Genomic DNA, 25396 nt, shown 5'->3' on the forward strand with positions numbered 1-25396 from the left:
GCCCCCACCAGCCTGGTCGCCATGGCGCTGGCCCCCGCGGTCACCTACATGCTGACCTGGACCGGCTGGTTCGCCACCGCCTACGGCTACGGCCGCAACTGGGCACAAGCCACCTCCAGCGGCTGGGTCTACTTCATCTTCGACTCCCTGCGCTCGTGGTGGAACTACCAGTGGATGGTCCTGAGCTTCCACACCGGCCTGGACTCGTCCCACCCGTACCAGTCGCAGCCCTGGCAGTGGCCGCTGCTGCTGCGTCCCGTCGCCTTCTTCTACGAGAGCCCGACCGGCTGCGGGGCGGCCAAGTGCTCCCAGGCGGTGCTCGGGGTCGGCACACCGGTCATCTGGTACGGCGGAGTGGCCGCGCTGGTCGCCCTCATCGCCTGGTACGTCGCGACGCGCGACTGGCGGGCCGGAGCGGTGCTGCTGGCCTACGCCGTCGGCTGGCTGCCGTGGTTCTACTACGCGGTGGCCGACCACCGCACGATGTTCCTGTTCTACGCCGCGCCGATGCTGCCGTTCATGATCCTCGCGCTCACCCTCGCCGCCGGGCTGCTCATCGGGCCCGCCCACGCACAGCCCGGGCGGCGGATCCTCGGAGCCGCCCTTTCGGGTGCCTTCGTGCTCGTAACACTGATTAACTTCTGGTGGCTGTACCCCGTTATCGCCGCCGAGATCATCCCCTACGACGATTGGCATCGGCGCATGCTGCTTGATCGCTGGATATGACCCCCCAACCGGTACACCCCAGCCCTTCTGCTCTTACTGGTCTTACAGGTAGGTGACGTGGAAATCGTCCGTGGTGGTGGTCGTCGTCAGGGCCCGGCCCTATACGGCAGACTTCGAGGCATGCCCGCACCCGACGTCGCCGCGCTCCTGACCGAGCTCGAGCGCTCCGATCCGGAGGTCGCCGACGACGCCAGGATCGCCGTCGAATGGCTGACCGGTGGCGAGCCACTCGAAACGATCACCCAGCTGGACGTGTGCGAGTTCCTCTGGTACACGCTGCCGCTCAAGGTCACCGGCGACCACGGCGACCTCGCCCTGGCCCTCGGGCGGCTGCTGCGGCTCGGCGGCATGGAACGCTACGCCGCGCTCTGCACCTCCCCTTCCACCGCGCGCATCCTGCGCACCTACACGCGCGAGGGCGAGGAGGCCGGGACCGCGGCCTACCAGCGCGCCCTCGGCGCCACCGGCGTCCTGCCTCCGGACGTGCCCGAGCTCCACTGGAGTTCGATCATGGGGCCGGAGGAGCTCGGCGCCCACCTCGCCTGCTCCGCCGCGCTGGAGCTCGCCGTCGTCTCCGGGGAGCTCGAGCCGGCCGCGAGCGACTGGAGGTCCCGGGCCGAGGCCCTGACCCGCCGCTGGCTGACCGCGCCGCGCACCGAGCTGGGCGGCGACAACTGGCTCAACCGGGTGCACGGCGAGCGGCTGAACCGCTGGGTCCTCGGCCGGGGCGCGGCCCGCCGCGAGCTGGCCCAGCCCTTCGAGGTACGCCTCCACGCGCCCATCACCGTCCCCGAGGGCTCGCACGTCCCGGCCCTGCGCTGGCTGCTGGAGCTGGCCGCGCGGCCCGGCGGCGTGCCGCTCACTCAGCGCCACAACATCGCCCGGGCGGTCGTCGTCGAGGCGGCCGAGAGGTTCGGCTGGCCGATGGCCGGCACGCGCAACGAGAGCGGCGTGAGCGCCCTGCGCGCTCTGCGCCACATCGCCGAGCACGAGATGCGCGCGATCAGCCGCACCGGCAGGACGCTGCGGATCACTCCGGCGGGCAGGCGCCTCCTCGACGAGCCCGCCGAGCTGTGGCAGGCGGCGGCGTCGGCACTGCTGACGCCCGCGACGGGCGAGCGCGAGATGCAGATGTCGGTGCGCGAGGTCGGGCTGATGCTGCTGGTCGACGGCAAGGCGCTCCCGTGCGACTCGCTGGCCGAGCGCGTCACCGAGGTGGTGGTCGGCGAGGGCTGGCGCACCACCACTCCAGCCGACGTCGTCGCGCCGCTGGTCGAATTACGCCACCGCCTGGAGGCGCTCGGCCTGTGCGTCCCCGGCGACCGGCCGTCCGCCACGCAGGTCGCCCCGGCCGCGCTGACCCCGGCCGGGCGGGCCGCCGCGCTCACCGCGCTGCGCAGGCAGGCCCTCCGCCCCCGGAAGTACGTCACGCTGGCCTGACCTTCGGCAGCGCGGACGGCGCCTCACTCCGTCGCGGCGTTCACACCGTCGCGGCGCTCCGGCCGGGGGCCGCTATGGCGGCCATGATGTTCTCCTCGGTCACCTCGAGCCCGGTGAGCTCCCGATCCACGCTGCCGTCCCGCAGGACGACGACCCGATCGCAGTTCTGCGCGAGCTCGTCCACGTCGGAGGAGATCAGCAGGACGGCGAGCCCGTCCACGGCCAGCTCGTCGATGAGCGCCCGCATCTCCGCCCTGGTCGGGACGTCGACCCCGTGGCTGGGCTCGTCCAGGAGGAGCACCTTGGGGTTCATCGCGAGCCACCGGGCCAGCAGCACCTTCTGCTGGTTGCCGCCCGACAGCTCTCCGGCCCGCTGGCCCGGTGACACCGCCTTGATCCGGAGCCGCCGCATGAACGTGGCGACGACCCGGTCGATGCGCGCGTCGGACACGATGCCGGCCCGCGAGAGGCGTGGCAGCGCCGCCAGCGCGATGTTGTCCCGGACGGACAGGGTGGGCACGATGCCCTCGGTCTTGCGGTTCTCCGGGACGAGGCCGACGCCGGCTCTGATCGCGCTCCTGATGGACCACCTGCGGAGCGGGGTGCCCGCCACGGTCACCTGTCCGGCGTCCACGGGCTCCACTCCCGCGATGGCCCGGACGGTCTCGCTGCGCCCGGCGCCGATCAGGCCGCCCAGGCCCACCACCTCTCCTGGGCGCACGGCGATGGAGATGCCGGCCAGGACGTGGCGGCGGCTGAGCCCGGTGGCCTCCAGGACCGGCAGGTCGCCGGGCTCGTCGGCGGGGCCGCCGGCGGCGCCCACCGGTTCGCGGGGCGGGTGGAACGGCCGGCCCAGCATGAGCGACAGGAGCCGGAGCCGATCGAGATCGGCCATCGGGCCGGTGTGCACCACCTTGCCGTCCCGCAGGACCGTGGCCCGGTCACAGACGCGGTAGAGCTCCTCCAGGCGGTGGCTTACGTAGATCACCGACCTGCCGCTCGCGCGGAGCGCGCCGATGACGCCGAACAGCGTCTCGATCTCGCCGGGCTCCATCGACGACGTGGGCTCATCCATGATCACGACCCGGGCTCCGGCCGAGACGGCACGCGCCACGGCGACCATCTGCCTGGTCCCGGCGGCCAGCGAGGTCACCGGACGGCGGACGTCCACCCGCACGCCGTACCCGGCGAGCACCTCTTCGGCGTCCGCGTGCATGCGGGTGAAGTCGATCAGCCCGAGACGCCCGCGCGGCTCCCTGCCGAGGAAGATGTTGCGCGCCACGCTCATCTGGGGAGCGAGGTTGCCCTTCTGGTACACCGTCGCGATGCCCGCGCGCAGGGCCTGGGCCGGGCCTTCGAACCGGACGGGCCTGCCGAGGTGGCGAAGCTCCCCTCCGTCGGGCCGGTACACGCCGGAGAACAGCTTGACCAGCGTGGACTTGCCCGCGCCATTGCCACCGACGAGCGCGTGGACCTCCCCTTCGGAGACCGACATGGAGACGTGATCGAGCGCGCGAACACCGGTGAAGCCCTTCAGGACGCCGGCGGCCTGGAGGATCGTGCGGCTACCTGTCACAAGCTTCCTCCCCGGGCAAGATTGCTGGGCGAGAGGAGACGCCTCGTCGAGACCGATGGTGATCGGAGAAGGAAACAATCCTGTAACAGGAGGAGACTTATCCAATCACAGCCGATCAAAACCAGTCAGAGAACCGGACCCGCTCCCGCACCGGCAACCGGACGGGACTGAGCACAAGCCCGGGGACGCACCGCCGGACGGCGCTCACCACGAGCCCGGGAACGCGCCGCCGGACGGCGCTCACCACGAGCCCGGGAACGCGCCGCCGGACGGCGCTCACCACGAGCCCGGGGAGACCCAGCAGGCACTCAGCCCGGGCGGGCGACGTGCAGCCGCACGCCCTTGCCGCTCAGCTCGTCCAGCACGTCGCGGGGTGCCGCGTCGTCGGTGACCAGGTGGTCGATGTGCTCGGTCGCGACCGTCTGGACCATCGTGTCGATGCCGATCTTGGTGTGGTCGGCCAGCACCACGACCTCCTCCGCCGCCGCCGCCAGCGCACGGTCGACGCTGGCCACCTGCAGGTTCGGAGTCGACAGGCCACGCTCGGCGGACAGGCCGTTGCCCGATATGAACGCCCGCCGCACGCGCAGGCCGGCGAGCGACTGCTCGGCGGCGCTGCCGACGAGCGCGAGGATGGAGCCGCGCAGGGTGCCTCCGGTGAGGACGACTTCGATGCGCGGGGAGCCGGCGAGCGCCTGCGCGACGAGCAGGGAGTTCGTCACGACGGCCAGCTCGGTGTTCCTGCTGAGCCTGCGGGCGAACTCCTGGGTGGTCGTGCCCGGCCCCACCACGATGGCGTCGCCGTCCTCCACCAGGGAGGCGGCCAGATCGGCGATCATGTTCTTCTCGGCCGAGGCGACCTGGGCCTTCTGCGAGTGCGTGGGCTCGCGTGACAGCTCGCCGGGCAGTGTCGCGCCGCCGTGATGGCGGTTCAGCAGGCCCTCGGCCTCCAGCGCCCGCAGGTCGCGGCGGACCGTCACCTCAGACGAGCGGACGGCCTGCGCCAGCTCCCTGAGCGAGACCGCGCCGTTGGCGCGCACCAGCTCGATGATGCGCTGCCTGCGCTCGGCGGCGAACACGGGCCGACGGACTTCGCCCGGTCCCTCGGCGTCGCCCACGGCCGCCCCCACCTTGTCATCCGTGCTGTGCGTACAGAACTTGCCCGATTCTGATCATAGTCGGACAGCGGACGACGTCGCGAGCGGTCGGCCGACCTCGGGCTCCAGGTACGAGGATGACCGAATCGGAGCGTTTACGATCGCATCTCTTGACTGTTTTGGTCCATCAGTGCTTATTTGAGGTCTGCGACAGTCCGAACTTGTTCGGTTCCGTGATAGCCCTGCGCCGCTCATCCCGTGCGGAAAGGACCCCCCGGATGAAAGCCACGAGACGAAGTCCCCTCCTCTTACTGGCCGTACTCCTCTGCCTCACCTTCCAGGCCGCCTGCGTGACCGGCGCCACCGCCGGCACCGGCGCGACCACTCCTGCCGCCGCGGCCGACGACGCCGGCGCGCGGCACGGCCTGCGTGGCGACTACCACCTCAGCACCGCGCCCGGAGCCTTCGACTTCGGGCAGCTCAAGGCCGGCGTCGTGGACCCGTCCATCGACTTCGCCGACCTCGAGCCGATCTTCAAGGACCTCACCGGACGCGTGGACGACATCACCGTCCGGTGGACCGGCCGGATCCGGCCCGGGTTCTCCGAGCCCTACACCTTCTCGATGATCGGCGACAACGGCTTCCGGCTGTGGGTCGACGGTCAGGTGATCATCGACCACTGGGTGGACGACTGGGACAAGGAGCAGACCGGCACCCCCATCACCCTGGAGGCCGGCCGGACCTACGACATCAAGATCGAGTACTTCGAGCACTACGGCGGCTCCAACCTGCGCCTGCGCTGGCAGAGCGCGAGCCAGGCCAGGGAGATCGTCCCCGCTGAGGCGCTCTTCCTCCCCGAGGGATACGACCCGCCCGGCCCCGAGTCGGCGGCCGTCGACGCGGCCGGCGACACCGTGACCCTGGACTTCGGCGCCGACCTCGCCGCCCTCCCCGCGACCACCCGGGACCACCTCGTCTTCACCGTGGCGGGCACCGCATGGCCGATCACCTCCGCCGAGCAGGACGGCACGGACCGGTCGGTCGTACGGCTGAAGCTCGGCTTCCCCGTTCCCAGCAAGGCGGGCGCTTCCCTGCGGCTCTCCTACGACGGCGCAGGCGGCCTGACCAACGCCGACGGCACCGCGCTCGAGGCCTTCGCCCACGTCGTCGTGGCGAACGGCTCGACGTACACCATCAAGACGAAGTGGGCCGCCGACGTCGACCCCGCCAACCCCCTTCCCGAGTACCCCCGGCCGCAGATGGTCCGGGACCAGTGGCGCAGCCTCAACGGCACCTGGCAGTTCGCCACGGCCCAGCAGGACGAGGCGCCTCCCGTCGGACGCGACCTCGCCGAGAAGATCGTGGTGCCGTACCCGGTGGAGTCGGTCCTGTCCGGCATCGGGCGGCACGAGGAGCGGATGTGGTACCGCCGCGCCTTCACCGTGCCGAAGAACTGGAACGTCCGCAGCGGCGGCACCCGGCTGGTCCTCCACCTCGACGGGGTCGACTGGCAGTCCACGGTCTACGTCAACGGCAAGCGGGTCGGCGCGCACAAGGGCGGCTACGACCGGCACAGCATCGACGTCACCGACGCCCTCGTGCGCACGGACCGGCAGGAGCTCATCGTCGGCGTGTACGACCCGACCGACAAGGGACTCCAGCCCACCGGCAAGCAGCGGCTGGGCGGCGGCGTCATCTGGTACACCCCCGCGTCCGGCATCTGGCAGACCGTGTGGATGGAGCCCACCCCGGCCATCCGCGTCAACGGCCTGCGCCTCACCCCCGACGTGCCCGGCAAGGCGCTCGACGTCGTCGTGGACGCCACCGCGCCCGCCGGCACGGTCGCCGAGGTGACCGCCCGTGACGGGAAGCGCGTCGTCGGCACGGTCGCCGGACCGGCGAACGACGAGCTCCGGCTGCCGGTGGCCGCCCCCCGGCTGTGGTCGCCGGACGACCCCTTCCTGTACGACCTGACCGTGGTCCTGAAGGACGGGGACAAGCGGACGACCGACTCCGTCCGCGGCTACTTCGGGATGCGGTCCATCACGCGCGAGCAGGTGAACGGCACCAGCCGCCTGCTGCTCAACGGCAAGCCGGTGTTCCAGTTCGGCCCGCTCGACCAGGGATTCTGGCCCGACGGCATCTACACCGCGCCCACCGACGCGGCGCTGAAGTACGACCTGGACCAGACCAAGGCGCTGGGCTTCAACACCGTGCGCAAGCACGTCAAGGTGGAGCCCGACCGCTGGTACTACTGGGCGGACAAGCTGGGCCTGCTCGTCTGGCAGGACATGCCCTCGATGGCGGGCAATCCGAACTTGGCCGACAGGACGCAGTACGAGGCCGAGCTGAAGGAGATGGTCGACCAGCATCGCAACAACCCCTCCGTGGTGATGTACGTGACCTTCAACGAGAGCTGGGGGCAGTACGACCAGGCCAGGATCGCCCACACGGTGCAGACCTGGGACCCGTCCCGGTTGGTCGACAACATGAGCGGCGTCAACTGCTGCGGCGCGGTCGACGGCGGCAACGGCGACGTGATCGACTGGCACATGTACCCCGGCCCCGGCCCCACGGCTCAGCCCTCCGCCACGCGGGCCTCGGTCCTCGGGGAGTACGGCGGGCTCGGCATGCCGGTCATCGGGCACACCTGGTCCGGCGGCGGATGGGGCTACGTCGTGGAACCCGACTCGGTGGCCCTGACCAACCGGTACGTGGACATGGCCAAGCAGCTCCAGCGGCTGCAGACGTGCAACGGGCTCAGCGCGGCGATCTACACCCAGACGACCGACGTGGAGACCGAGCTGAACGGCCTGATGACCTACGACCGTGCGGTGACCAAGTTCGACGTCCAGCGGGTCCACGACGCCGGTAAGGCCGTCACCAGCGGGACACCCGTCGCCTGCGGGTGACCATCACGGGCGACGCGTCCGGGAGGGGCTCCCCGCCCCTCCCGGACGGTCACCCTGAGCCTTCTCACCCTTCGACCCTTCGACCCTTCGCCCCTTCGACCCTTCGACCCTTCGACCCTTCGACCCTTCGACCCTTCGACCTTTTCACCCCCCAGGGAAGGAACCTCCATGTCCATGGACCCCGGCCGCCACCTCCGTATGGCGGCCCTCACCCTCGCCGTGGTCCTCGCGGCCGCCGGTTGCGCCAAGTCGGAGCAGACCGCCGCCGCACCCGCCGCGAGCGACACCCAGGGCCGGCAGGTCGTACAGACACCGACCGGCGAGGCCGGCTCGACCTGCACGCTCGACCAGTTCGGCGGCACGAAGTTCGACCTGAAGGCGGCCACGGTCGGCTTCTCCCAGTCGGAGAAGGAGGCCAACCCGTTCCGCATCGCGGAGACGAAGTCGATCAAGGATGAGGCCGCCAAGCTGGGCATCCGCAAGCTGCGGGTCACCAACGCCCAGTCGCAGTTCTCCAAGCAGATCACCGACGTGCAGCAGTTGATCGCGCAGGGCGCGCAGCTGCTCGTGATCGCTCCGCTCAACTCCGACGGCTGGGAGCCGGTGCTCCAGCAGGCGTCGGCCAAGAAGATCCCGATCATCACGGTCGACCGGAAGATCAACGCCAAGCCGTGCGGCGACTACCTGACGTTCATCGGGTCGAACTTCTACGAGCAGGGCAAGCGCGCCGCCGACCAGATGATCAAGGCGCTGGACGGCAAGGGCAAGGTCGCGATCCTGCTGGGCGCTCCGGGCAACAACGTGACCACCGAGCGCACCGACGGCTTCAAGGAGCAGATCCAGAAGCAGGCGCCGGGCATCGAGATCTCCTTCGAGCAGACCGGGGAGTTCGCACGGGAGAAGGGACAGCAGGTCACCGAGCAGCTCATCCAGTCGAACCCGGACATCAACGGGATCTACGCGGAGAACGACGAGATGGCGCTCGGCGCGGTGACCGCCCTCAAGGGCGCGGGCAAGGAGCCCGGCGACATCAAGATCGTCTCAGTGGACGGCACCCGCAGCGCGGTTCAGGGCATCGTCGACGGCTGGCTGTACTCCGTGATCGAATCCAACCCGAGGTTCGGTCCGCTGGCCTTCGAGACCGCCCAGAAGTTCCTGGACGGCGGGCCGATCCCCGACAAGGTCATCATCTCCGACCGCGAGTACGGCAAGGACACGGCCAAGGCCGGCCTGGACGAGGCCTACTGATCGCCGCCACGCGCGGAACGGACCTGGAGGGGGAAGCCATTGGGCACATCCGAGGAGCCCGTGCTGGAGGCCGGGAAGATCTCGAAGCGATTCCCCGGCGTCGTGGCGCTCGACAGCGTGTCGTTCGCCGTACGGCCGGGCGAGGTCCACGCGCTGGTCGGCGAGAACGGCGCAGGGAAGTCCACGCTCATCAAGATCTTCACCGGCGTCCACCGGCCCGACGGCGGGGAGCTGCGGTACCGGGGAGACCCGGTCACCTTCGCCTCCCCGCTGGAGGCCCAGCGGTCCGGAATCTCGACGATCTACCAGGAGGTCAACCTCGTCCCGATGATGAGCGTGGCCCGCAACCTGCTGCTCGGGCGCGAGCCGCGCAACCGGCTCGGCGTCATCGACGCCGCCCGGATGTACGACGAGGCGGGTCGCGTCCTGGCCGGATACGGGGTACGGACCGACGTGCGGCGCCCCCTCCGCACGCTCGGCATGGGCGCCCAGCAGATGGTGGCCCTGGCCAGGGCCATCTCCGTCGACGCCCGGGTCGTCATCATGGACGAGCCGACCTCCTCGCTGGAGCCGCGCGAGGTGGAGACGCTGTTCGGGGTGATCAGGCGGCTCCGGGACGACGGCATCGCCGTCGTCTACGTCAGCCACCGCCTCGACGAGCTCTACCAGGTCTGCGACCGGGTGACCGTGCTGCGGGACGGGCGGCTCGCGCACACCGGGCCGATGGCCGGCCTCGAGCGGCTCCGGCTCATCTCCCTCATGCTCGGCCGCGACCTCACCGACGTGCGGGCGCGCGGCACGACCCGGTTCTCCCGCGACCACGACACCGTGGCCGCCGGCGAGCCGATCGTCGAAGCCCGCGAGCTCACCCGGCGGCACGTGCTCAAAAACGTCTCGGTCGGCGTCCGGCCGGGCGAGGTGGTCGGGCTCGGCGGGCTGCTCGGCGCCGGACGCAGCGAGACGGCGAAGGCCATCATGGGGGCGCTGCCGCTCGACTCCGGCGAGGTGATCGTGGCCGGGCTGCCGTTGCGGCGCCGGTCCACCGCCATGGCGATCCGCGCCGGGATCAGCCTGCTGCCCGAGGACCGCAAGGCCGAGGGCATCATTCCCGACCTGTCCGTGCGCGAGAACATCGCGCTGGCCGCACTTCCCCTCCTCGCGCGAGGAGGGGTGGTGTCGGACGCGCGGATCGACGAGGTGGTCGACACCTTCATCCGGCGGCTCCGGATCAAGGCCTCCTCACCGCACCAGAAGGTCTCGGAGCTGTCCGGCGGCAACCAGCAGAAGGTGCTCCTGGCCCGCTGGCTCGCGATGCGGCCAAAGGCACTGCTCCTCGACGAGCCGACCCGGGGCATCGACGTGGGGGCCAAGGCGGAGGTCCAGGCCCTGATCGACGAGCTGGCCGAGGAGGGCCTCGGCGTGCTGCTCATCTCCTCAGACCTCGAGGAGCTCGCCGAGGGCTCCGACCGGATCCTCATCCTGCGCGAGGGGGCCGTCGTGGGCGAGCTGTCCGGCCCGCAGGTCACCGAGCAGGCCATCATGTCCGCCATCGCCGGCCACTCCCCGGCCGGCCCTCCCGCACCAGTCCCTGCCGCACACCACTCCCCTTCGTCACCGGACCCGGCCACGCTCTCCGGCGGCCCCGCGCCGGACCCGGCCGCACGCACGGATCACTCCCGAGGGCGGGATCCCATGACTGACACGACCACCACCGCGCTCCCCCGGGTCGACCGGGCGCGCCTGTTCACCTGGCTCCAGGAGTACGGCGTCTACGCCGCCGTGCTGACCCTGCTGCTGCTCAACATCCTGTTCACCCCGCGGTTCCTGGAGGTCGCCAACTTCCGTACCCAGCTCGTCCAGGTCACGCCGATCGTGATCGTGTCACTGGGCATGGCCCTGGTGATCGGCACGCAGGGCATCGACCTGTCGGTCGGGTCGGTGATGGCCCTGTCGGCCGCCATGGTGGTGCTCTACCTCGGGTACGGCGTACTGCCCGCGATCCTGGTGGCGCTCGTCGCGGGCGCGGCCGTCGGGGCCGCGGGGGGATCCCTGGTCGCCTACGTGGGGGTGCAGCCCATCGTGGCCACGCTGGCCCTGCTCGTCGGCGTGCGCGGCCTGGCCAACGTGCTCGTGCCGCAGCTCATGGAGTTCCGCAACCCCGACCTCATCGCCCTGGGCAGCAGCTCCGTGGCGGGCGTGCCCATCATCGTGGTGATCGCGGCGGCGCTGACCCTGATCATGGCGTTCCTGGTCCGCCGCACGACGTTCGGCAGGCAGGTCGTCGCGATCGGCGGCAACCGCACCGCGAGCGAGCTGTCCGGGCTGCCGGTGAAGCGCGTGCTCCTGACCGTGTACATGATCTCCGGCGTGCTGGCGGCGCTCGCGGGAGTGCTGGCCACGGCGCGCCTGCAGGCCAGCGATCCCACCTCGCTCGGCCTGTTCATCGAGCTGTCCGCGATCACCGCCGTCGTGGTCGGCGGCACCCCCCTCGCGGGTGGCCGTATCAGGGTCCTCAGCACCGTCATGGGGGCCTTGCTGATGCAGTTGCTCTCGGCCACCCTCATCAAGCACAACCTGCCCCAATCGTGGACCCAGATGGTCCAGGCGGTCATCATCCTCGCCGCCGTGTACGTCACCCGGGAGCGTGGAGCGCGATGACCGACTCCAAGGTGTCCCCCGCGAACGAGACCCCCGAGACGCCCGGCACCGGCGAGGGCGGGGAGGTGCGGACCTCGCACGCGGGCAACCCGGCCGAGGATGCCACCAGGCCGGACCAGGTGGACGAGTCCCCGGCCGCGCGAGCGGCGGGCGCGGCACGGCGCGAGGCGCTGGGCCGCGTCCTTCAGCAACACGGGGCGCTCATCGTGCTGGCGGTGCTCGTCGCCGTCGGCAGCGTCGCCTTCGACTTCTTCGCCACCGCCGAGAACGCGGCCAGCGTCGTGGTCTCGTCGTCCTTCCTGGCCGTCATCGCCATCGGCATGACCTTCGTGATCATCAGCGGCGGGATCGACCTGTCGGTCGGCTCGCTGTTCGTGCTCGGCGGCGTGCTGGCGGCCTATGGCTCGCAGGCGGGAGCCGTGGTGGCGCTGCTGCTCCCTCTCGTGGTGTGCGGGACGGTCGGGCTGGTCCAGGGGCTGATCATCGCGCGGACCGGCATGGCGCCGTTCATCGTGACGCTGGCCGGCCTGCTCGGCGTGCGCGGGCTGATGCTGGCCATCTCCGACGAGGGGGCGACCACGTACCTGGTGAAGGATGCGGCGTTCGCCCGCCTCGGACAGGGCGAACTGCTCGGTCTCACCTACCCCGTGTACATCGCCGGCGTGCTGGCGCTGCTCGGCATGCTCCTGCTCCAGCGGACGGGGTTCGGCCAGAACGTCTTCGCGATCGGCGGCAACGAGCACGCCGCCACCCTGATGGGTGTTCCCGTCGCGCGCACCAAGGTCTTGGTGTACCTCATGTCGGGGCTGCTCGCCGGGCTCGCGGGGGCGCTCAACGCGGCCCGGCTGTCCTCCGGCGTGACCATCCTCGGCATCGGGCTGGAGCTGGACGTGATCGCCGCGGTGGTCATCGGCGGCACCCTGCTCACCGGCGGCGCGGGCAGCGTGACCGGCACGGTGTCCGGCGTGCTCCTGCTCGGGGTGATCCAGAGCCTCATCAACCAGGTCGGCGACCTCACCTCCTCCTTCCAGCAGGTGGTCAGCGGAGGCTTCCTCGCCCTGGTGGTGATCGCGCAGCGCCTGCTCAGCAAGGCACAGCGGCTCACCTGACACCACGCGGGCCGGCCGCATGCCCTACGGCGCGCGGCCGGCCTCTGCCATGCGGGGGCAGGACGGTGCTTCGACGTCGCTAGACTCCAGCGGGCATGCGGCGGCCACCGAGGCGGCGGCCCATGCGCTCCTCCTGGCGCCGCTCCTCCTCGGGACGCCCGGAGAGGATCTCCTGGCGTGCCTCCTCGATCCTGAGGGCGACGCCCATGGCGAAGAAGGTCGGCGCCCACTCGCCGACGAACAGGCCCCAGCGGTCGGCGCGGGCGATGTCCTGCTCGTACTCCTTGGACAGCACCCATGAGACGAAGGACGCGCCGACGGACACGATGCCGGCCGTGTACATCATGCCGGACCGGACGCCCATTCTGTGGAGTGACCTGATCATATGCCCCCCTTGATAGCGGCGTGTTGACGCTACGTTCCTACCCTTCGTCATGGCTCATAACGATGGGGGGTGGATAAGGAGATATGAAGCACTTTCCATGGCTCCCGAAATTTGCCCAGACATCTTAGACGTCGGCGGGATTCATTGGGATAAGGCCTATTATGTCGTCACGGTAAAATCGGCGAGCACTTCCAGCGTCTTGAAGACGCCGTCCTCTACTTGGTCGCGCGCCGACACCGACATGACGGTGAAGTCCGCCGGAACCAAGACCAGGTAGATATGCCAGAGAAGCCCTTCGGACCCGGTGTACGCCGGACTGAGCGAGAGCGCCGTCCAGCAGTGCGCCACCTCGTCCAGCTGAAGATCCCGCTCGTAGTAGTAGCGGCCGTCGCCGGGATGGCGCCCGGGCGAGGAGTCGTGGGAGCCGGGGTCCGCCCGCACGATCACCGCGACGCGTTTCCCCTCCTCGATGGCACCCTGGTAGCTGCCGGCCAGGTCGATGCGCGGCCTGTCCCCCGAGTGGTCGATCGCGTACGACACCTCCGGGAACACGATCGTGCCGCTGCCCTGGCGCACGGGCACCCGGGACGGCGGCTGGTCACAGGTCGGCGCGGAAGCGGACGGAGCCGGGGAAAGGGAACCGGTCCGGGTCGTGGCGGAATATCCGATAGCGGAGGCGATGAGCAGCACGGCGGCACCGACGAGAGCCGGCACGATGATCCGTGGCCATCCGGATCTCCTCCGGTCCCCGTTGTCGACTGCCCCCACTTGAAAACCTCCGGCAGGCTGGACGCGCGACGGCGTGAACGACTCCACGGATATCCGGCGCCCACGAGGGGGCCGCGCTCCACTGTGGCACGCCGCACGCGCCCATTCCCCGGTTATCGGAAAAGCCGCCTTACCGATCGCGGAACCGCGCGATGGCGGCATGTCCGCGAATTGCCTTTCCGAGGAGTTTCACAAGCTCTTGAGATAGGCGAGGGAGGGCATGAAGAAGTACTCGCCGCCCTTCAACGTGACGGTCTGCGGGACCTGAGGCTGCGGCGAGCCGAACTCGTCACCGCCCCACACCTTGGGGAAGACCACCTTGACGTCCCGCTTGCCCTGACCGGTCACCGGGTCGTGGCCGGAGCCCTCCGCGGGGAAGTCGGGGTTGTCGGCCCACGTCTGCTGCGTGAACTCGAACTGCGCCTGAAGGCTCGCGTTGAACGCCATGAAGAGCAGGCCCACGCCGCCGGTGGGCCGGGTCTGCGGGGGCGCGTCGTCCCACGGCGTGTCCGTGCGCGTCCCGTACGTCTGCCCGCGCCTGGCCATCATCACGCCGAGGATGCGTTCGAGGCCGCCGTCCTTGGAGTCACGGGGGTTGGCCTTGCGGATGTGCGCGCTGACCGGGCACTTGGAGCCGAGGTCGTCGCGGTAGCTGAAGTCGTTCTGCACCGGGTGCCCGTCCGAGCTCGGCTTGCCGTGCAGCCTCAGCGGCGTGCCGTTGCGGAACCTGCCGACCAGCATGGCCCCCGCCAGCGCGCGGTCGGCGCCGGCGAGCCCGAGGCCGTCGGCCAGGTCCTCCTCGGCCTGCCGGAAGGCGCGGACGTTCTGCTCCAGCTTCCGGAAGACCAGGTAACTGCCCATGTGCCGAGACGGCTTGGGAGCCAGCGGGTCGGCGGCCAGGACGTGGCTGAGCGGGAAGAAGGGGGTCCAGTTGTGCCCGGACTCCTCGGCCACCTGGTCGGCGAGGAACAGCGGCTGGCTGCGGCCGTCGATGTAGCCGAAATGCTCGATGCCCCGCCCCTGCGCGTTGCGGAGCCCTTGCCCGGTCTCCTCGCCGACGATCGTCGCGCTCGCGGGCAGCAGCGCGAGCACGCGCTCACGGGTGGCGGTGACCGGCGCCTCGGTCGCGTCGCCGATGAGCACGACCGCGTGGATCTCCTTCTGGTACGGCGCCTCCCAGCTGCTCACGGGCGGGTCGCTCAGAGTGTCCTTGCGCCGCTTGAGCCCCGACTTGAAGGCGTTGTCGGTGAACCCGGTGGTGGAGTGGCCGAGCTTGAGATAGCCGAGCTTGCTGATCCCCACCCCGACGTACGGCGTGCCGGGCGCCTGGGTCTTGTTGAAAGCGCGGACCTCCTCCAGGTGCTTCCTGGCCGACTTCATCAGCGCGACCAGGCCGCGCAGGAAGCGCTTGCCGTCGGGCCCGTCATCGAAGTGGACGAACAGCACCGACAGGTGCTCCCGTACGTGCGCCTGCAGGATGTTCGGCTGCAGGTTGTCGAGCATCGCCTTGGTGTCGGCATCCAGCCCCGGCGAATCCCACGCGAGCGGCTTGCCGTTGGAGAGGTTCACAGGCATGTCGGTCCTTCCCCCATTGTCCATGTCATCCCGGGCCCACCCATATGAGTCTTGTCTCATGACAAAGGTTCGCTGGATAGAGCAAAAGCCACGAAAGACACCGCGGACCGGGAGACACGAAGCCCGGCCGGCACCGGTCCCGCACGCCCGCTTGGGCTCACGCAGGTGATGATCGGCTAACAGTGAGCGATCTTTCGGCGCGGAGTGTTCTGAATCGCCCCGTCATGCGATAGAAGAACACTTGCACCTACTGTCCCCCCTTGAGGTACATGTGAAGAAGCTTCTTCAGGTTCTCGCGGCCCAGCTGTTCGCCGCGGCCTTCGTCCTCACCGCCTTCTCCAGCGGTGCCCGCGCGGACACCACGCAGACCGACGCCGAACTGGCCGCCGAGTGGCAGACCGCCTGGGACACCTACAAGTTCTACGACTCCTCGCCGCCCCCGCTCCCCGGCTCAGGGCGCACCCGGCAGACGAGCACGATCTCCGTCACGATCAACGCGCCCGTGGAGCACGTCTTCACGGCGTACTCGAACATCAACAACCACATCGGCAAGGCCGCGTTCCTCAAGCGCGTCGTCACCTACAAGGACTGGTGCCAGTCCGGCATCCGCTACATCAACTTCACCGCGATCGAGGACATCCCGTACCAGGGGACGATCGTCACCTCCAACACCCACGCGCAGCAGCGCATCAACAAGGACGGGCTCTTCTACGAGACCGACACCTGGTCGCAGCCCAACGTGGCCACTCACCAGCGGATCAGCTTCAACCAGCTCAGCGACGGCAGCACCAAGGTCACCGAGCGCCTGGCCTTCGACGCCGACACCTCGCTGATCGACTTCGTCGTCACGAACGGCACCGCCTCCCACCAGCAGACGCAGACGGCCCTCAAGCAGGCGATCGAGAGCGGCGAGCTCTGATCGACGACGGGGCGAGGCCGCCCTTCCGGCCCCGCCTCGCCCCGTCCACCGTCCACCGCCGCCGCCCCACCGTCCGTTCATCGCCGATCGCCCGCCGTCCATCGCCCGCCGTCCGCCGTCCATCGCCCGCGGAGGCGCGGGTGCGTCAGCCCCCGCCGGCCTCGTGTACCAAGATGGCGGCCTGGACGCGGTTCGCCAGTCCGAGCTTGGCCAGCACCCGGCTGACATGGGCCTTGACGGTCGCCTCGCTCATCACCAGCTCACGCCCGATCTCGGCGTTCGACAGGCCCCTCGCCAGCGCCACGATCACGTCGTGTTCGCGCGTCGTGAGCACCGCCAGCCGGTCGCGGGCCGCCCGCGCCTTCGACGGCGCTCTGTCGACGAACGAGCCGATCAGCCGCTTGGTCACCGTGGGCGAGAGCATCGCGTGCCCGGCCGCCACCGTGCGGACCGCCGCGGCCAGCTCGCGCGGCGGGGTGTCCTTGAGCAGGAAACCGACGGCGCCGATCCGCAGCGCCTTGTGCACGTGCTCGTCGAGGTCGAAGGTCGTCAACATGATCAACTTGGGCGCGTCGGGCTGCACCGCGATCTGAGCGGCAGCGGCGAGACCGTCGGTTCCGGGCATGCGGATGTCCATCAGCACGACGTGCGGGCGCAGCCGGGCCGCGGCGCTGACGGCCTCCGCCCCGTCACGAGCCTCGCCGACCACCACGATGTCACCGGCCGCCTCCAAGATCATGCGCAGCCCGGAACGCACGAGCGCCTCATCATCGACCACGAGCACCCGGATCACGCGCACGCCTCCGCGGGGATCCTGGCAAGCACGTGGAAGCCTCCGCCGGCCAGTCGCCCGGCCTCCAGGTGGCCACCGACCAACTCGACCCGCTCCCGCAGCCCGATCAGCCCCCACCCGGCGCTCGGGAAACGGCCGGACTCCTCACCCGGCCGCTCGTCGCGGGCCCTCGGATGTTCCTCGCGGACCCTTGGGTGATCGTCGCCGGCCCTCGGGTGATCGTCAGTCCTTGGCGGTTCGTCGTGGACCCTCGGATGCCGGCCGTGGGGCCTCGGGTGCTGGGCGCGCACCACCGGCCGCTGGTTGCGCACCACGACTTCCAGAGCATCGGGCAGATAACGCACACGAACGTCGATATGCGCGTCTCCCGCATGCTTGTGCACGTTCGTGAGCGCCTCCTGCACCACACGGTACGCCGTACGCTCCACGGTCGAGCCAAGTGGACGCTTGTCGCCCTCGTCCCGCCTGGCCACGCGCATGCCCAGCGAGCGGGACTGGTCGAGCAGCCGGTCGAGGTCGGCCAGCGTGGGCTGCGGGCTGAGCACGGCCTCCCTCTGCGACGAGCGCAACACACCCAGCACGTCACGCAGATCGGCCAGCGCCTCCCTGCCGATCTCGCCGATCAGGGCCGCGGCCTCCGCCGTGCGCTCGTCGGCCGTACCGACCTCCAAGGCGCCGGCGTGCAGGACCATCAGCGAGACCCGATGCGCGACGACGTCATGCATCTCCCGTGCGATGCGCGCGCGCTCCTGCGTACGCGCCTGCTCGGCCCGCAGCGCCTGCTCGCGCTCCAGCCGCTCGGCCCGCTCGTACGCCGCGGCCAGAACCTGCCGCCGCGCGCGCACCCACAGCCCGGCGACCAGAGGCAGTGCGACCACCACCGCGACCATGAGGATCATGTTGAGCGGCGTGCCCGTCACCAGCTGGCGCCGGCCGCCGGCGGCGGCCGCCACGACGGTCGAGAGCCCGAAGGTCCCGGCGACCACCCCCGCGTAGGCCGAGAAATCGAGCCGCCGCCGCAGCAGGGTGCCCGCGTAGTAGGAGGCGACGACAAGGGCGGGCCACATCGCCAGCCAGACGTAGGTCACCGCCGCCACGGCCGCCAGCGGCCAGTACGACCGTCGCGCGCGTGCCGCGGCGAGACCTGCCACAGCGGAGACGCTCGCCAGCAGGGCCGGATGGAGCGTGGAGGCGACGCCCAACTGGCCGGACACCACCGCCATGGACAGGAAGCACACCACGCCACCCAGCGCCCACGGCGTGATCGACCAGAGGATCCGCGCCGTCCTGCCATCCCGGGCCGCCTCGCCAGACACCATGGGCAGAGCCTACGGCGCGCCACCGGCGACCTATCGAGACGATCGTCGAGGCCACCACCTACGAAAGTCGTAGAAGCCGGTCGACCTTGGCCCGGAGGCACCCGGACCACCGGGCGACAGGGTGATCCTCATGAACCCGCAGATGCCCCTTACGCTCACCATCGGCCTGCTCTCACTGTCGACCCTGACCGCGATGGCCGCCGCTCCGGGCCCCGCCGCCGCGCGAACACCCGATTCCACCAGGGCCACGGCGGGCTCCGCCGCGAACGCTCCGGGGTCCGCCGCGAACGCACCAGGCTCCGCCACCACGGCAGCCCGCGAGATCACAGCCCCCGCCGCCCCCCGGCTGGCCTTGCCGGAGCCGACGGGAAGGCGACCGGTGGGTGCCGCCTCCCTCCATCTGGTCGACTCCTCCCGTCGCGACCCCTGGGTGCCAGCGTCCGCTTCACGCGAGCTCATGGTCTCGCTGTGGTACCCGGCGAAGAAGCCCGCGGGCCCACGCGCCCGATATGTCACCCCCGAGGAGTCGGCCCTGATCCTCAAGGGCGTGCCAGGCGTCGAGGGCACGCCGCCTGACACGGTCTCCAAGACCAGGACCCACGCCCGGGTGGACGCGCCACCGCTTCCCAGCGAGAAGGGCCTCCCGCTCGTCGTCATGTCACCTGGGTTCTCGTTCCCCCGTGCGACGTTGACCTCCCTAGGCGAGGACCTCGCCAGCAGGGGGTATCTCGTCGCCGCGGTCGAGCACACCTACGAGTCGGTGGGCACCACCTTCCCCGACGGCCGTACCACGACCTGCGTGGCGTGCGAAGGCCCGATGACCAAGGAGAAGGGCGAGAAGGTCGCCGGGATCCGGGTGGCCGACCTCTCGTTCGTCCTCGACCGGCTCACCGCGGACGGGCGCTGGAGCCGGCTGATCGACCAGTCGAAGATCGCCATGGTGGGACATTCGATGGGCGGCAACAGCGCCGCGCAGGTCATGCTCGCGGACGGGCGGGTGAAAGCGGGCGTCAACCTCGACGGCACGTTCCTGCCGACGGTGGGCGAGCTCACCAGGCCCTTCCTCATGATCGGGACGGAATCCGGGCACAGCCCCGGCGGCAAGGACACCTCCTGGGACGAGTCATGGCGTCGGCTGGGCGGCCCGAAGCAGTGGCTGACCGTCGCGGGAACCGACCACTCGTCGTTCACCGACTACGCCGTGCTCAGAGAGCAGCTGGGCATCTCGCCGACCGTCATCAAGGGGACCCGCGCGGTGGAGATCACCCGGGCGTACGTCGCCGCCTTCCTCGACCGGCGGCTCCGCCACCAGCCAGTACGGGAACTCCACTACACCGAGGTGAAGTCCTGGAAGTAGGCGCGAACCGAGAGCGGGGGTACGGCTCGCGGCCGTACCCCCGCCTGATGCGGTGTCGTGTCAGCGGCCGTGTCAGCACGGCGACGGCCCGGTATCAGAGCGGTCGGCGATGGTGGCTGCCATGAACGGTTCAGCGATCGCGGCCTCGGGGCTGCGAAAGGCATACAAAGACAAGATCGTGCTCGACGGCATCGACCTGAACGTCCGGACCGGCACGATCTTCGCCCTGCTCGGGCCCAACGGCGCCGGGAAGACCACGACGGTGAACGTGCTGACCACGCTGCTGACCCCCGACGCCGGGAAGGCGGTCGTCGCCGGGCACGACGTGGCCACGGAGACCAAGGCGGTGCGCGCGGCGATCGGGGTCACCGGGCAGTTCGCTTCGGTGGACGACCTGCTCACCGGCGAGGAAAACCTGCTGCTGATGGCGGATCTCCTGCACCTGCCCAGGGCAGAGGGCAAACGAATCGCCGACCGGTTGCTCGACCGGTTCGATCTCGTCGAAGCGGCGGGCAAACTGGCGGCGTCCTACTCCGGCGGCATGCGCCGCAAGCTGGACCTTGCCATGACGCTGGTCGGCAAGCCGCAGATCATTTTCCTGGACGAGCCCACGACGGGACTCGATCCGCGCAGCCGCCGCACCATGTGGGAGATCATCCGGGAACTGGTGGCCGACGGTACGACCATCTTCCTCACCACTCAGTATCTCGAGGAGGCCGACCAACTCGCCGACCGGATCGCCGTACTCGATCAGGGCCGGCTGGTCGCCGAGGGCACCGCCGATGAGCTCAAGCGCCGGATTCCCGGCAGCCATGTCCGGCTACGGTTCACCGATCAGTACGCACTCGACGCCGCGGCACGGGTCCTGCACGAGTCCACAAGGGACGCCGAAGAGCTGACCTTGCGTGTACCCGGCGACGGCGGGGTGCGGTCGCTACGCGCGCTGCTCGATCGGCTCGATGCGCATTCCATCGAAGCCGAGGAACTGTCGGTGCATACACCGGACCTGGATGACGTCTTCCTCGCCCTTACCGGTCACGCGCGCAAGGAGATCAACGCACAATGAATGGCATCTCAGCTTCCCTGGCGGATTCCGCGACCATGCTGCGGCGCAACTTCCGGCACACGATGCGAAATCCGCTGGCACTGTTCAACGGCATCATCATGCCGCTCGTTCTGATGTTCCTGATGGTCTACATACTCGGCGACGCGTTCAACGTCGGCGTCAACTATGCCGATTACGCGACGCCAGGGTTGATCATTACCACCATCTGTTACGGGATCAGCCCCACCGCGATCGCGGTGAATTCCGACATGACGACCGGATTCATCAACCGGCTTCGCGTCATGCAAGTGTCCCGGGGCGCGGTGCTGAACGCGCACGTGATCGCGTCCATGCTACGGAGCCTGGTGGCCATCGCGCTCATCATCGGAGTCTCGTTTCTGATGGGATTCCGGCCGTCGGCGAGTTTCACGGAGTGGCTCGGAGTGATCGGTATCGTCGCGTTGGCGGTACTGGCGATGGGCTGGCTGACCGTCGCGTTCGGCCTCGCGGCGAAGTCGGTGGAAAGCGCGGGCCTCATCGGTGTCCCGCTGATGCTCCTTCCCTTCCTGAGCAGCGCGTTCGTGCCGGCCGACAAGATGGGGGCGGGTGCGCGGCAGTTCGCCGAGTACCAACCGTTCACCTCGATCATCGAAACCCTGCGCGGGCTGCTGACCGGCGCGCCATCGGCGGGCTCGGCCATCACGGCGACCGCCTGGTGTATGGGGATCGCGTTGATCGGCTACCTGTGGGCGCGCGCGACGTTCACGAAGCGAGGGTGATCTCGGCCAGCTCACGCCAATCCCGCCGCTGTCCGTCACGAGTCGCCTCGGTGAACACGGTTTCACCGAGGCGATTCCGCGTGTCCGCGGCGATCCTAGAAACGTCCGGCTGCGAACGATCCGGCGTACCGCGCACGCCGTCGCTTGCCGCGAGCAATCGCACGGCCTGCTCGTACTGTCCCTGGCGCAGTGCGAGATCCGCGATCCCGATCAACATCTCGGCGATCAGCGGCGGATACGTCGTCTCCACAGCCGCGCGGAACGCCTCGCTCCGATGCGCGCGGGCCTTGTCGAGATCCTCGGTGAGGTAGCCGTACAGGTCCATGGCCTTGGCGCGGGCCATGTCGCTCAGTTCCTCGTTGCCCAGCATCGCCTGCACCGTGGCCAGGTGCTGGTGTGCCTTGTCCGGCTCGCCGCGCCAGAGCGCCAGCCGCGCCTCCGAAAGCGCCAGCTCGGCAAGCGTGTCCGGCCAGGCGATCCCGTCCGCGCACCGCTGCGCTTCGGCCATGGCGGACGCGCTGGATCGCTCATCGCCGAGCAGCCAGTACAGCTGAGCCTGCCGCGCCCGCAGGCCGATGACGTCCTCGGTCGCGCCTACCTCGGTCAGCGCCACAGCCGCCTCTTCGTAGTGCTCACACGCGCGTGCGAACTCGCCGCGCATGGCGAGCCGATCGGCCACGAAGGTCAGCGCCCACGAGGTCCCCCACCGGTCACCCAGCGTGCGGAACTCGGCAAGGGCGATTTCGGCGTCGATGTCCACGTCAGTCTCGTCGCCGCCGAGCGTGAGCCGCAGCCGGCCACGAGTGAGCCTGGCCTGCGCGCGCACCCATGGATCGTCGTCGGCGATGAGCGGCTCGAACGCGGGCAGGAAATCCGTCGGCTCCTGCAGCATCCGCTCCAGCGGCGCGACGAACCCGAGCATAGGGTGGCGATACTCGCTGCGCTGGGTCAACCGGTGCGCCTCGTGGATCCACTCCTGCGCCTGATACTGATCGCGGCCGGGCCCGGAGGTCACGAACACTGTCACGATGGCGTACGCCATCGCCCGCACCTCATCGGACACCTCACCGTGCAGCGAGGCCGCCGCGATGCTCAACTCGGTGCCCTCGGCCCTGTGCCCGCTGAGGAACCAGTACCAGCCCACGGCCGCGACCAGCCGCATCGCCTCCTGGGCCCATCCCTCGGCGATCGCCTCGCGCAGGGCCGTACTGATGTTGTCGTGCTCGGCCTCGAGCGTGGACAGCCATTCCAACTGCTCGGCTCGACGCAGGTGCGGCTCGGCCGTCTCGGCCAACTCGGTGACGTAGGCAAGGTGCGCCCGGCGCGCCGGCTCGCTTTCCCCGGCTTCGGCGAGCCGGTGCGCCGCGTATTCCCTGATGGTGTTGAGCATCCGGTAGCGCGGCGTGCCCTCGCCGTCGGCGAGCAGCAGCGACTTCTCGATCAACGCGGTCAGCAGGTCGAGCACCTGCTCCCCGGCGAACGCCTCGTCCCCGCACACCCGTTCGGCCGCATCCAGGCTCACCCCGCCGGAGAACACCGAGAGCCGCCGCAGCACGCTGCGTTCGGCCTCGGACAAAAGATCCCAGCTCCAGTCCACCACCGCGCGCAGCGTCTTGTGCCGGGAAAGCGCCGTACGGCTGCCACTGGTCAACAGCCGGAATCGGTCATCGAGCCGATGTGCCAGCTGATCGACAGACATGGTGCGCAGCCGTGCCGCGGCCAGTTCGATCGCCAGCGGCACCCCGTCGAGCGCCCGGCAGATCCGCGCCATGGCCGACAAGGTGTGCGCGTCGGAGCCGATGTCCTTGCGCACCAAACCCGCGCGGTCCCGCAGCAGCCGCACCGCGGGCGAGGATCCGACCTCGGAGGGGTCAGCTCCCTTCGCGGGCAGCGCGAGTGGCTCGACCTGCCACAGCACCTCTCCGGTGATACCGAGCGGTTCCCTGCTCGTGGCCAGAATCCGCAGCCTCCGGCACTCTCCCAGAAGCCGATCCGCGAAAGCCGCGGCCGCCTCGATCACGTGCTCGCAGTTGTCCAGGATCAGCAGGGCCGCGCGCTCCCGGAGCGCGGCGATGAGCCGATCCATCGGTTCCCCACCCCGCGCATCACCGAGCAATGGCTGGTCACGCAGGCCGATCGCGGTAAGGGCGGCCTGCGCCAGCTCACCGCCCGCCCGCACCGAGGCCAGTTCGACCAGCCACGCCCCATCCGGCAGCTCGGCGAGCATCGTCCGCGCGGTCTCCGTGGCCAGCCTTGTCTTGCCGGAGCCACCCGCGCCCGTCAAGGTGACCAGTCGGTGCCCGATGGCCAAAACGGCGACCGCGGCGATGTCATTGTCCTTGCCGACGAAACTCGTCAGCTCGGCGCGCAGGTTCGTCCTGCGGTTCTCCGCCCGCTCGCCCAGCTCGCCCCGCAGCAACGCGGTGTGCAGCGCGGAGAGCTCGGCCGACGGATCGGTGCCCAACTCCTCAGCGAGCCGCTCGCGCGTCCGCTGGTACACGGTCAACGCTTCATTCCCACGCCCAGCCTCGGCGAGCGCTCGCATCAAGGCCGCCACGAACCCCTCCCGCAGCGGATACGCGGCAACCAGCCCGGTCAGCTCGGAGACCAACGCCGAGCCACGGCCGAGGCGGATATCCGCATCCACCCGATCCCCGAGCGCGGCAACGTAGAGCTCGTCCAGACGCGCGACCGCGGCGTCGAACACATCGCTGTCCCGCTGTGCGATGTCCGCCATGGCCGTACCGCGCCACAATGCCAAGGCCGAGCGCAGCAGATCCGCCCGCGCCGCGGGCTCGGCGGCACGGGCCTGACCGACCAACTGCTCGAACCGGTACACGTCCACGGCATCAGGAGCCACGGCCAGCCGGTACCCGCCGGAATCCGCCTCGATCACTCCGTCCGGCAACACCCTGCGCAGTCTGGACACCAACGCCTGCAGGGCGTTCACTTCGTCCGCGGGCGGCCGTTGCCCCCAAATCCAGTCCACCAGCCTCGCGCGCGAGACGATCCGGCCAGGTTCGAGGGCGAGCGCAGCCAGCAGCGCGCGCAGCCGAATGCCAGGAACCTCCACCACGGCCCCATCGCGGTTCCGGACCTCGAACGGTCCAAGCAATTCAACTCGCACATCAGTCATTGTGCCGAACCATGGCGACGTCCCGAGCCGTTGCTGGGCTGGTCGGCTTCGGCCTCGGCGCGGTCGAGCTCTCCTTGGCGATCACGACGCTGACCATGGGGGTGTCGATGGTGCCGGGGCAGACGGCGTTGATGCGGATGTCGCGCGGGGCGTATTCGAGGACGGCGCTGCTGGTCAGGCCGATGACTCCGTGTTTGGAGGCGGGGTAGGAGGCACGGCCGGGGGATGCCGAAACGTGATGCCCGCGTTGTTGTAGGGGTCGCCGTAGCATCCGCCGAATATCCAACACGTTTGCCTGACCCGCGAGATGCGGTGTCGTGTCAGCGGCCGCGTCAGCACGGCAACAGCCCGGTATCAGAGCGGTCGGCGATGGTGGATGCCATGAACGGTTCAGCGATCGCGGCCCGACCACGCTGCCGACCCCCGACGGCGCTCGCGCTGCACGGTCGTTGCAACGCATCATTGCATTCGCGCGCAGCGTCATTGCCTCAATCAGTGCTCATCACCTGCCTGAATGCACTTCCTACGGTTGACAGGAATTCCGAATGCAACGC

19 protein-coding genes are annotated in these 25396 nt (G+C 69.8%); 10 read left to right on the forward strand and 9 right to left on the reverse strand.

Annotation, left to right across the window (positions count from 1 at the left end; all coding sequences use genetic code 11):
* Both MYF83_RS33550 and MYF83_RS33555 read left to right on the forward strand, forming a co-directional pair.
* A partial coding sequence (locus MYF83_RS33550) for a dolichyl-phosphate-mannose--protein mannosyltransferase (RefSeq protein WP_504974985.1) occupies positions 1-726 on the forward strand: 726 nt, incomplete at its 5' end.
* Between the two features lie 120 nt (positions 727-846).
* Positions 847-2166 carry a hypothetical protein gene (locus MYF83_RS33555; protein ID WP_248964775.1) on the forward strand — a complete coding sequence of 440 codons (1320 nt, stop codon included), beginning with the start codon at positions 847-849 and terminating at the stop codon, positions 2164-2166.
* 40 nt (positions 2167-2206) lie between these two features.
* Here MYF83_RS33555 and MYF83_RS33560 read toward each other — a convergent pair whose 3' ends face one another.
* Both MYF83_RS33560 and MYF83_RS33565 read right to left on the reverse strand, forming a co-directional pair.
* Entirely contained in the window at positions 2207-3742 is a 1536-nt protein-coding gene (locus tag MYF83_RS33560) for a sugar ABC transporter ATP-binding protein (protein WP_248964776.1), read from the reverse strand.
* 308 nt (positions 3743-4050) lie between these two features.
* Positions 4051-4872, reverse strand: a complete 822-nt coding sequence (locus tag MYF83_RS33565) for a DeoR/GlpR family DNA-binding transcription regulator (protein WP_248964777.1) — start codon at positions 4870-4872, stop codon at positions 4051-4053.
* 245 nt (positions 4873-5117) lie between these two features.
* Between MYF83_RS33565 and MYF83_RS33570 the strand changes: the two genes are divergently transcribed.
* From MYF83_RS33570 to MYF83_RS33585, 4 genes are all read left to right on the forward strand, one after another.
* Positions 5118-7751, forward strand: coding sequence for a PA14 domain-containing protein (locus MYF83_RS33570; RefSeq protein ID WP_248964778.1), 2634 nt, complete (start codon positions 5118-5120; stop codon positions 7749-7751).
* Positions 7752-7919: 168 nt separating this feature from the next.
* Positions 7920-8999 (forward strand): ABC transporter substrate-binding protein, encoded by a 1080-nt coding sequence (locus MYF83_RS33575; protein ID WP_248964779.1) that lies wholly within the window; start codon positions 7920-7922, stop codon positions 8997-8999.
* A 39-nt stretch (positions 9000-9038) separates the two neighbouring features.
* Positions 9039-11657, forward strand: a complete 2619-nt coding sequence (locus MYF83_RS33580; RefSeq protein WP_248964780.1) for an ATP-binding cassette domain-containing protein — start codon at positions 9039-9041, stop codon at positions 11655-11657.
* A complete protein-coding gene (locus MYF83_RS33585; protein ID WP_248964781.1) occupies positions 11654-12766 on the forward strand; it encodes an ABC transporter permease in 1113 nt (370 codons plus the stop codon). Before MYF83_RS33580 ends, MYF83_RS33585 begins: the two co-directional genes overlap by 4 nt.
* Positions 12767-12845: 79 nt before the next feature.
* Here MYF83_RS33585 and MYF83_RS33590 read toward each other — a convergent pair whose 3' ends face one another.
* From MYF83_RS33590 to MYF83_RS33600, 3 genes are all read right to left on the reverse strand, one after another.
* Positions 12846-13151, reverse strand: coding sequence for a hypothetical protein (locus tag MYF83_RS33590; RefSeq protein WP_248964782.1), 306 nt, complete (start codon positions 13149-13151; stop codon positions 12846-12848).
* A 159-nt stretch (positions 13152-13310) separates the two neighbouring features.
* Positions 13311-13865, reverse strand: coding sequence for a hypothetical protein (locus MYF83_RS33595; RefSeq protein ID WP_248964783.1), 555 nt, complete (start codon positions 13863-13865; stop codon positions 13311-13313).
* A 243-nt stretch (positions 13866-14108) separates the two neighbouring features.
* Positions 14109-15494, reverse strand: coding sequence for a Dyp-type peroxidase (locus MYF83_RS33600; RefSeq protein WP_248964784.1), 1386 nt, complete (start codon positions 15492-15494; stop codon positions 14109-14111).
* A 271-nt stretch (positions 15495-15765) separates the two neighbouring features.
* On the opposite strand from MYF83_RS33600, the gene MYF83_RS33605 reads away from it, so the two are divergent.
* Positions 15766-16413 (forward strand): hypothetical protein, encoded by a 648-nt coding sequence (locus MYF83_RS33605; protein ID WP_248964785.1) that lies wholly within the window; start codon positions 15766-15768, stop codon positions 16411-16413.
* 145 nt (positions 16414-16558) lie between these two features.
* On the opposite strand, the gene MYF83_RS33610 is transcribed toward MYF83_RS33605, so the two are convergent.
* Positions 16559-17206, reverse strand: coding sequence for a response regulator (locus MYF83_RS33610; RefSeq protein WP_248964822.1), 648 nt, complete (start codon positions 17204-17206; stop codon positions 16559-16561).
* Positions 17203-18525, reverse strand: a complete 1323-nt coding sequence (locus MYF83_RS33615; RefSeq protein WP_248964786.1) for a sensor histidine kinase — start codon at positions 18523-18525, stop codon at positions 17203-17205. The genes MYF83_RS33610 and MYF83_RS33615 overlap by 4 nt, the downstream gene beginning before the upstream one ends.
* Before the next feature lie 130 nt (positions 18526-18655).
* On the opposite strand from MYF83_RS33615, the gene MYF83_RS33620 reads away from it, so the two are divergent.
* From MYF83_RS33620 to MYF83_RS33630, 3 genes are all read left to right on the forward strand, one after another.
* On the forward strand, positions 18656-19882 hold the full coding sequence (locus MYF83_RS33620; RefSeq protein ID WP_248964787.1) for an alpha/beta hydrolase family protein: 1227 nt from the start codon (positions 18656-18658) through the stop codon (positions 19880-19882).
* A 121-nt stretch (positions 19883-20003) separates the two neighbouring features.
* Positions 20004-20948, forward strand: a complete 945-nt coding sequence (locus tag MYF83_RS33625; RefSeq protein WP_248964788.1) for an ATP-binding cassette domain-containing protein — start codon at positions 20004-20006, stop codon at positions 20946-20948.
* Positions 20945-21706, forward strand: coding sequence for an ABC transporter permease (locus MYF83_RS33630; protein ID WP_248964789.1), 762 nt, complete (start codon positions 20945-20947; stop codon positions 21704-21706). Before MYF83_RS33625 ends, MYF83_RS33630 begins: the two co-directional genes overlap by 4 nt.
* Here the strand turns inward: MYF83_RS33630 and MYF83_RS33635 are convergent.
* Together MYF83_RS33635 and MYF83_RS44015 are read right to left on the reverse strand one after the other, a co-directional pair.
* Positions 21690-24842: an AfsR/SARP family transcriptional regulator gene (locus MYF83_RS33635; RefSeq protein WP_248964790.1), complete on the reverse strand. Its 3153-nt coding sequence runs from the start codon at positions 24840-24842 to the stop codon at positions 21690-21692. The two genes, MYF83_RS33630 and MYF83_RS33635, sit on opposite strands and share 17 nt — an antisense overlap.
* A complete protein-coding gene (locus MYF83_RS44015; RefSeq protein ID WP_308201543.1) occupies positions 24835-25326 on the reverse strand; it encodes an SDR family NAD(P)-dependent oxidoreductase in 492 nt (163 codons plus the stop codon). The genes MYF83_RS33635 and MYF83_RS44015 overlap by 8 nt, the downstream gene beginning before the upstream one ends.
* Positions 25327-25396 lie beyond the last annotated feature (70 nt).

Source organism: Sphaerisporangium perillae (assembly GCF_023276435.1).
In the GTDB taxonomy this organism is placed as follows: domain Bacteria; phylum Actinomycetota; class Actinomycetes; order Streptosporangiales; family Streptosporangiaceae; genus Sphaerisporangium; species Sphaerisporangium perillae.

What these genes read in the sequence shown, in the direction of transcription:
- MYF83_RS33630 (WP_248964789.1), top strand. Translation starts at nt 20,945, where the DNA reads ATGAATGGCATCTCAGCTTCCCTGGCGGATTCCGCGACCATGCTGCGG.
- MYF83_RS33615 (WP_248964786.1), bottom strand. Translation starts at nt 18,525, where the DNA reads ATGGTGTCTGGCGAGGCGGCCCGGGATGGCAGGACGGCGCGGATCCTC.
- MYF83_RS33590 (WP_248964782.1), bottom strand. Translation starts at nt 13,151, where the DNA reads ATGATCAGGTCACTCCACAGAATGGGCGTCCGGTCCGGCATGATGTAC.
- MYF83_RS33555 (WP_248964775.1), top strand. Translation starts at nt 847, where the DNA reads ATGCCCGCACCCGACGTCGCCGCGCTCCTGACCGAGCTCGAGCGCTCC.
- MYF83_RS33635 (WP_248964790.1), bottom strand. Translation starts at nt 24,842, where the DNA reads ATGACTGATGTGCGAGTTGAATTGCTTGGACCGTTCGAGGTCCGGAAC.
- MYF83_RS33570 (WP_248964778.1), top strand. Translation starts at nt 5,118, where the DNA reads ATGAAAGCCACGAGACGAAGTCCCCTCCTCTTACTGGCCGTACTCCTC.
- MYF83_RS44015 (WP_308201543.1), bottom strand. Translation starts at nt 25,326, where the DNA reads ATGACGCTGCGCGCGAATGCAATGATGCGTTGCAACGACCGTGCAGCG.
- MYF83_RS33585 (WP_248964781.1), top strand. Translation starts at nt 11,654, where the DNA reads ATGACCGACTCCAAGGTGTCCCCCGCGAACGAGACCCCCGAGACGCCC.
- MYF83_RS33600 (WP_248964784.1), bottom strand. Translation starts at nt 15,494, where the DNA reads ATGCCTGTGAACCTCTCCAACGGCAAGCCGCTCGCGTGGGATTCGCCG.
- MYF83_RS33625 (WP_248964788.1), top strand. Translation starts at nt 20,004, where the DNA reads ATGAACGGTTCAGCGATCGCGGCCTCGGGGCTGCGAAAGGCATACAAA.
- MYF83_RS33620 (WP_248964787.1), top strand. Translation starts at nt 18,656, where the DNA reads ATGAACCCGCAGATGCCCCTTACGCTCACCATCGGCCTGCTCTCACTG.
- MYF83_RS33575 (WP_248964779.1), top strand. Translation starts at nt 7,920, where the DNA reads ATGTCCATGGACCCCGGCCGCCACCTCCGTATGGCGGCCCTCACCCTC.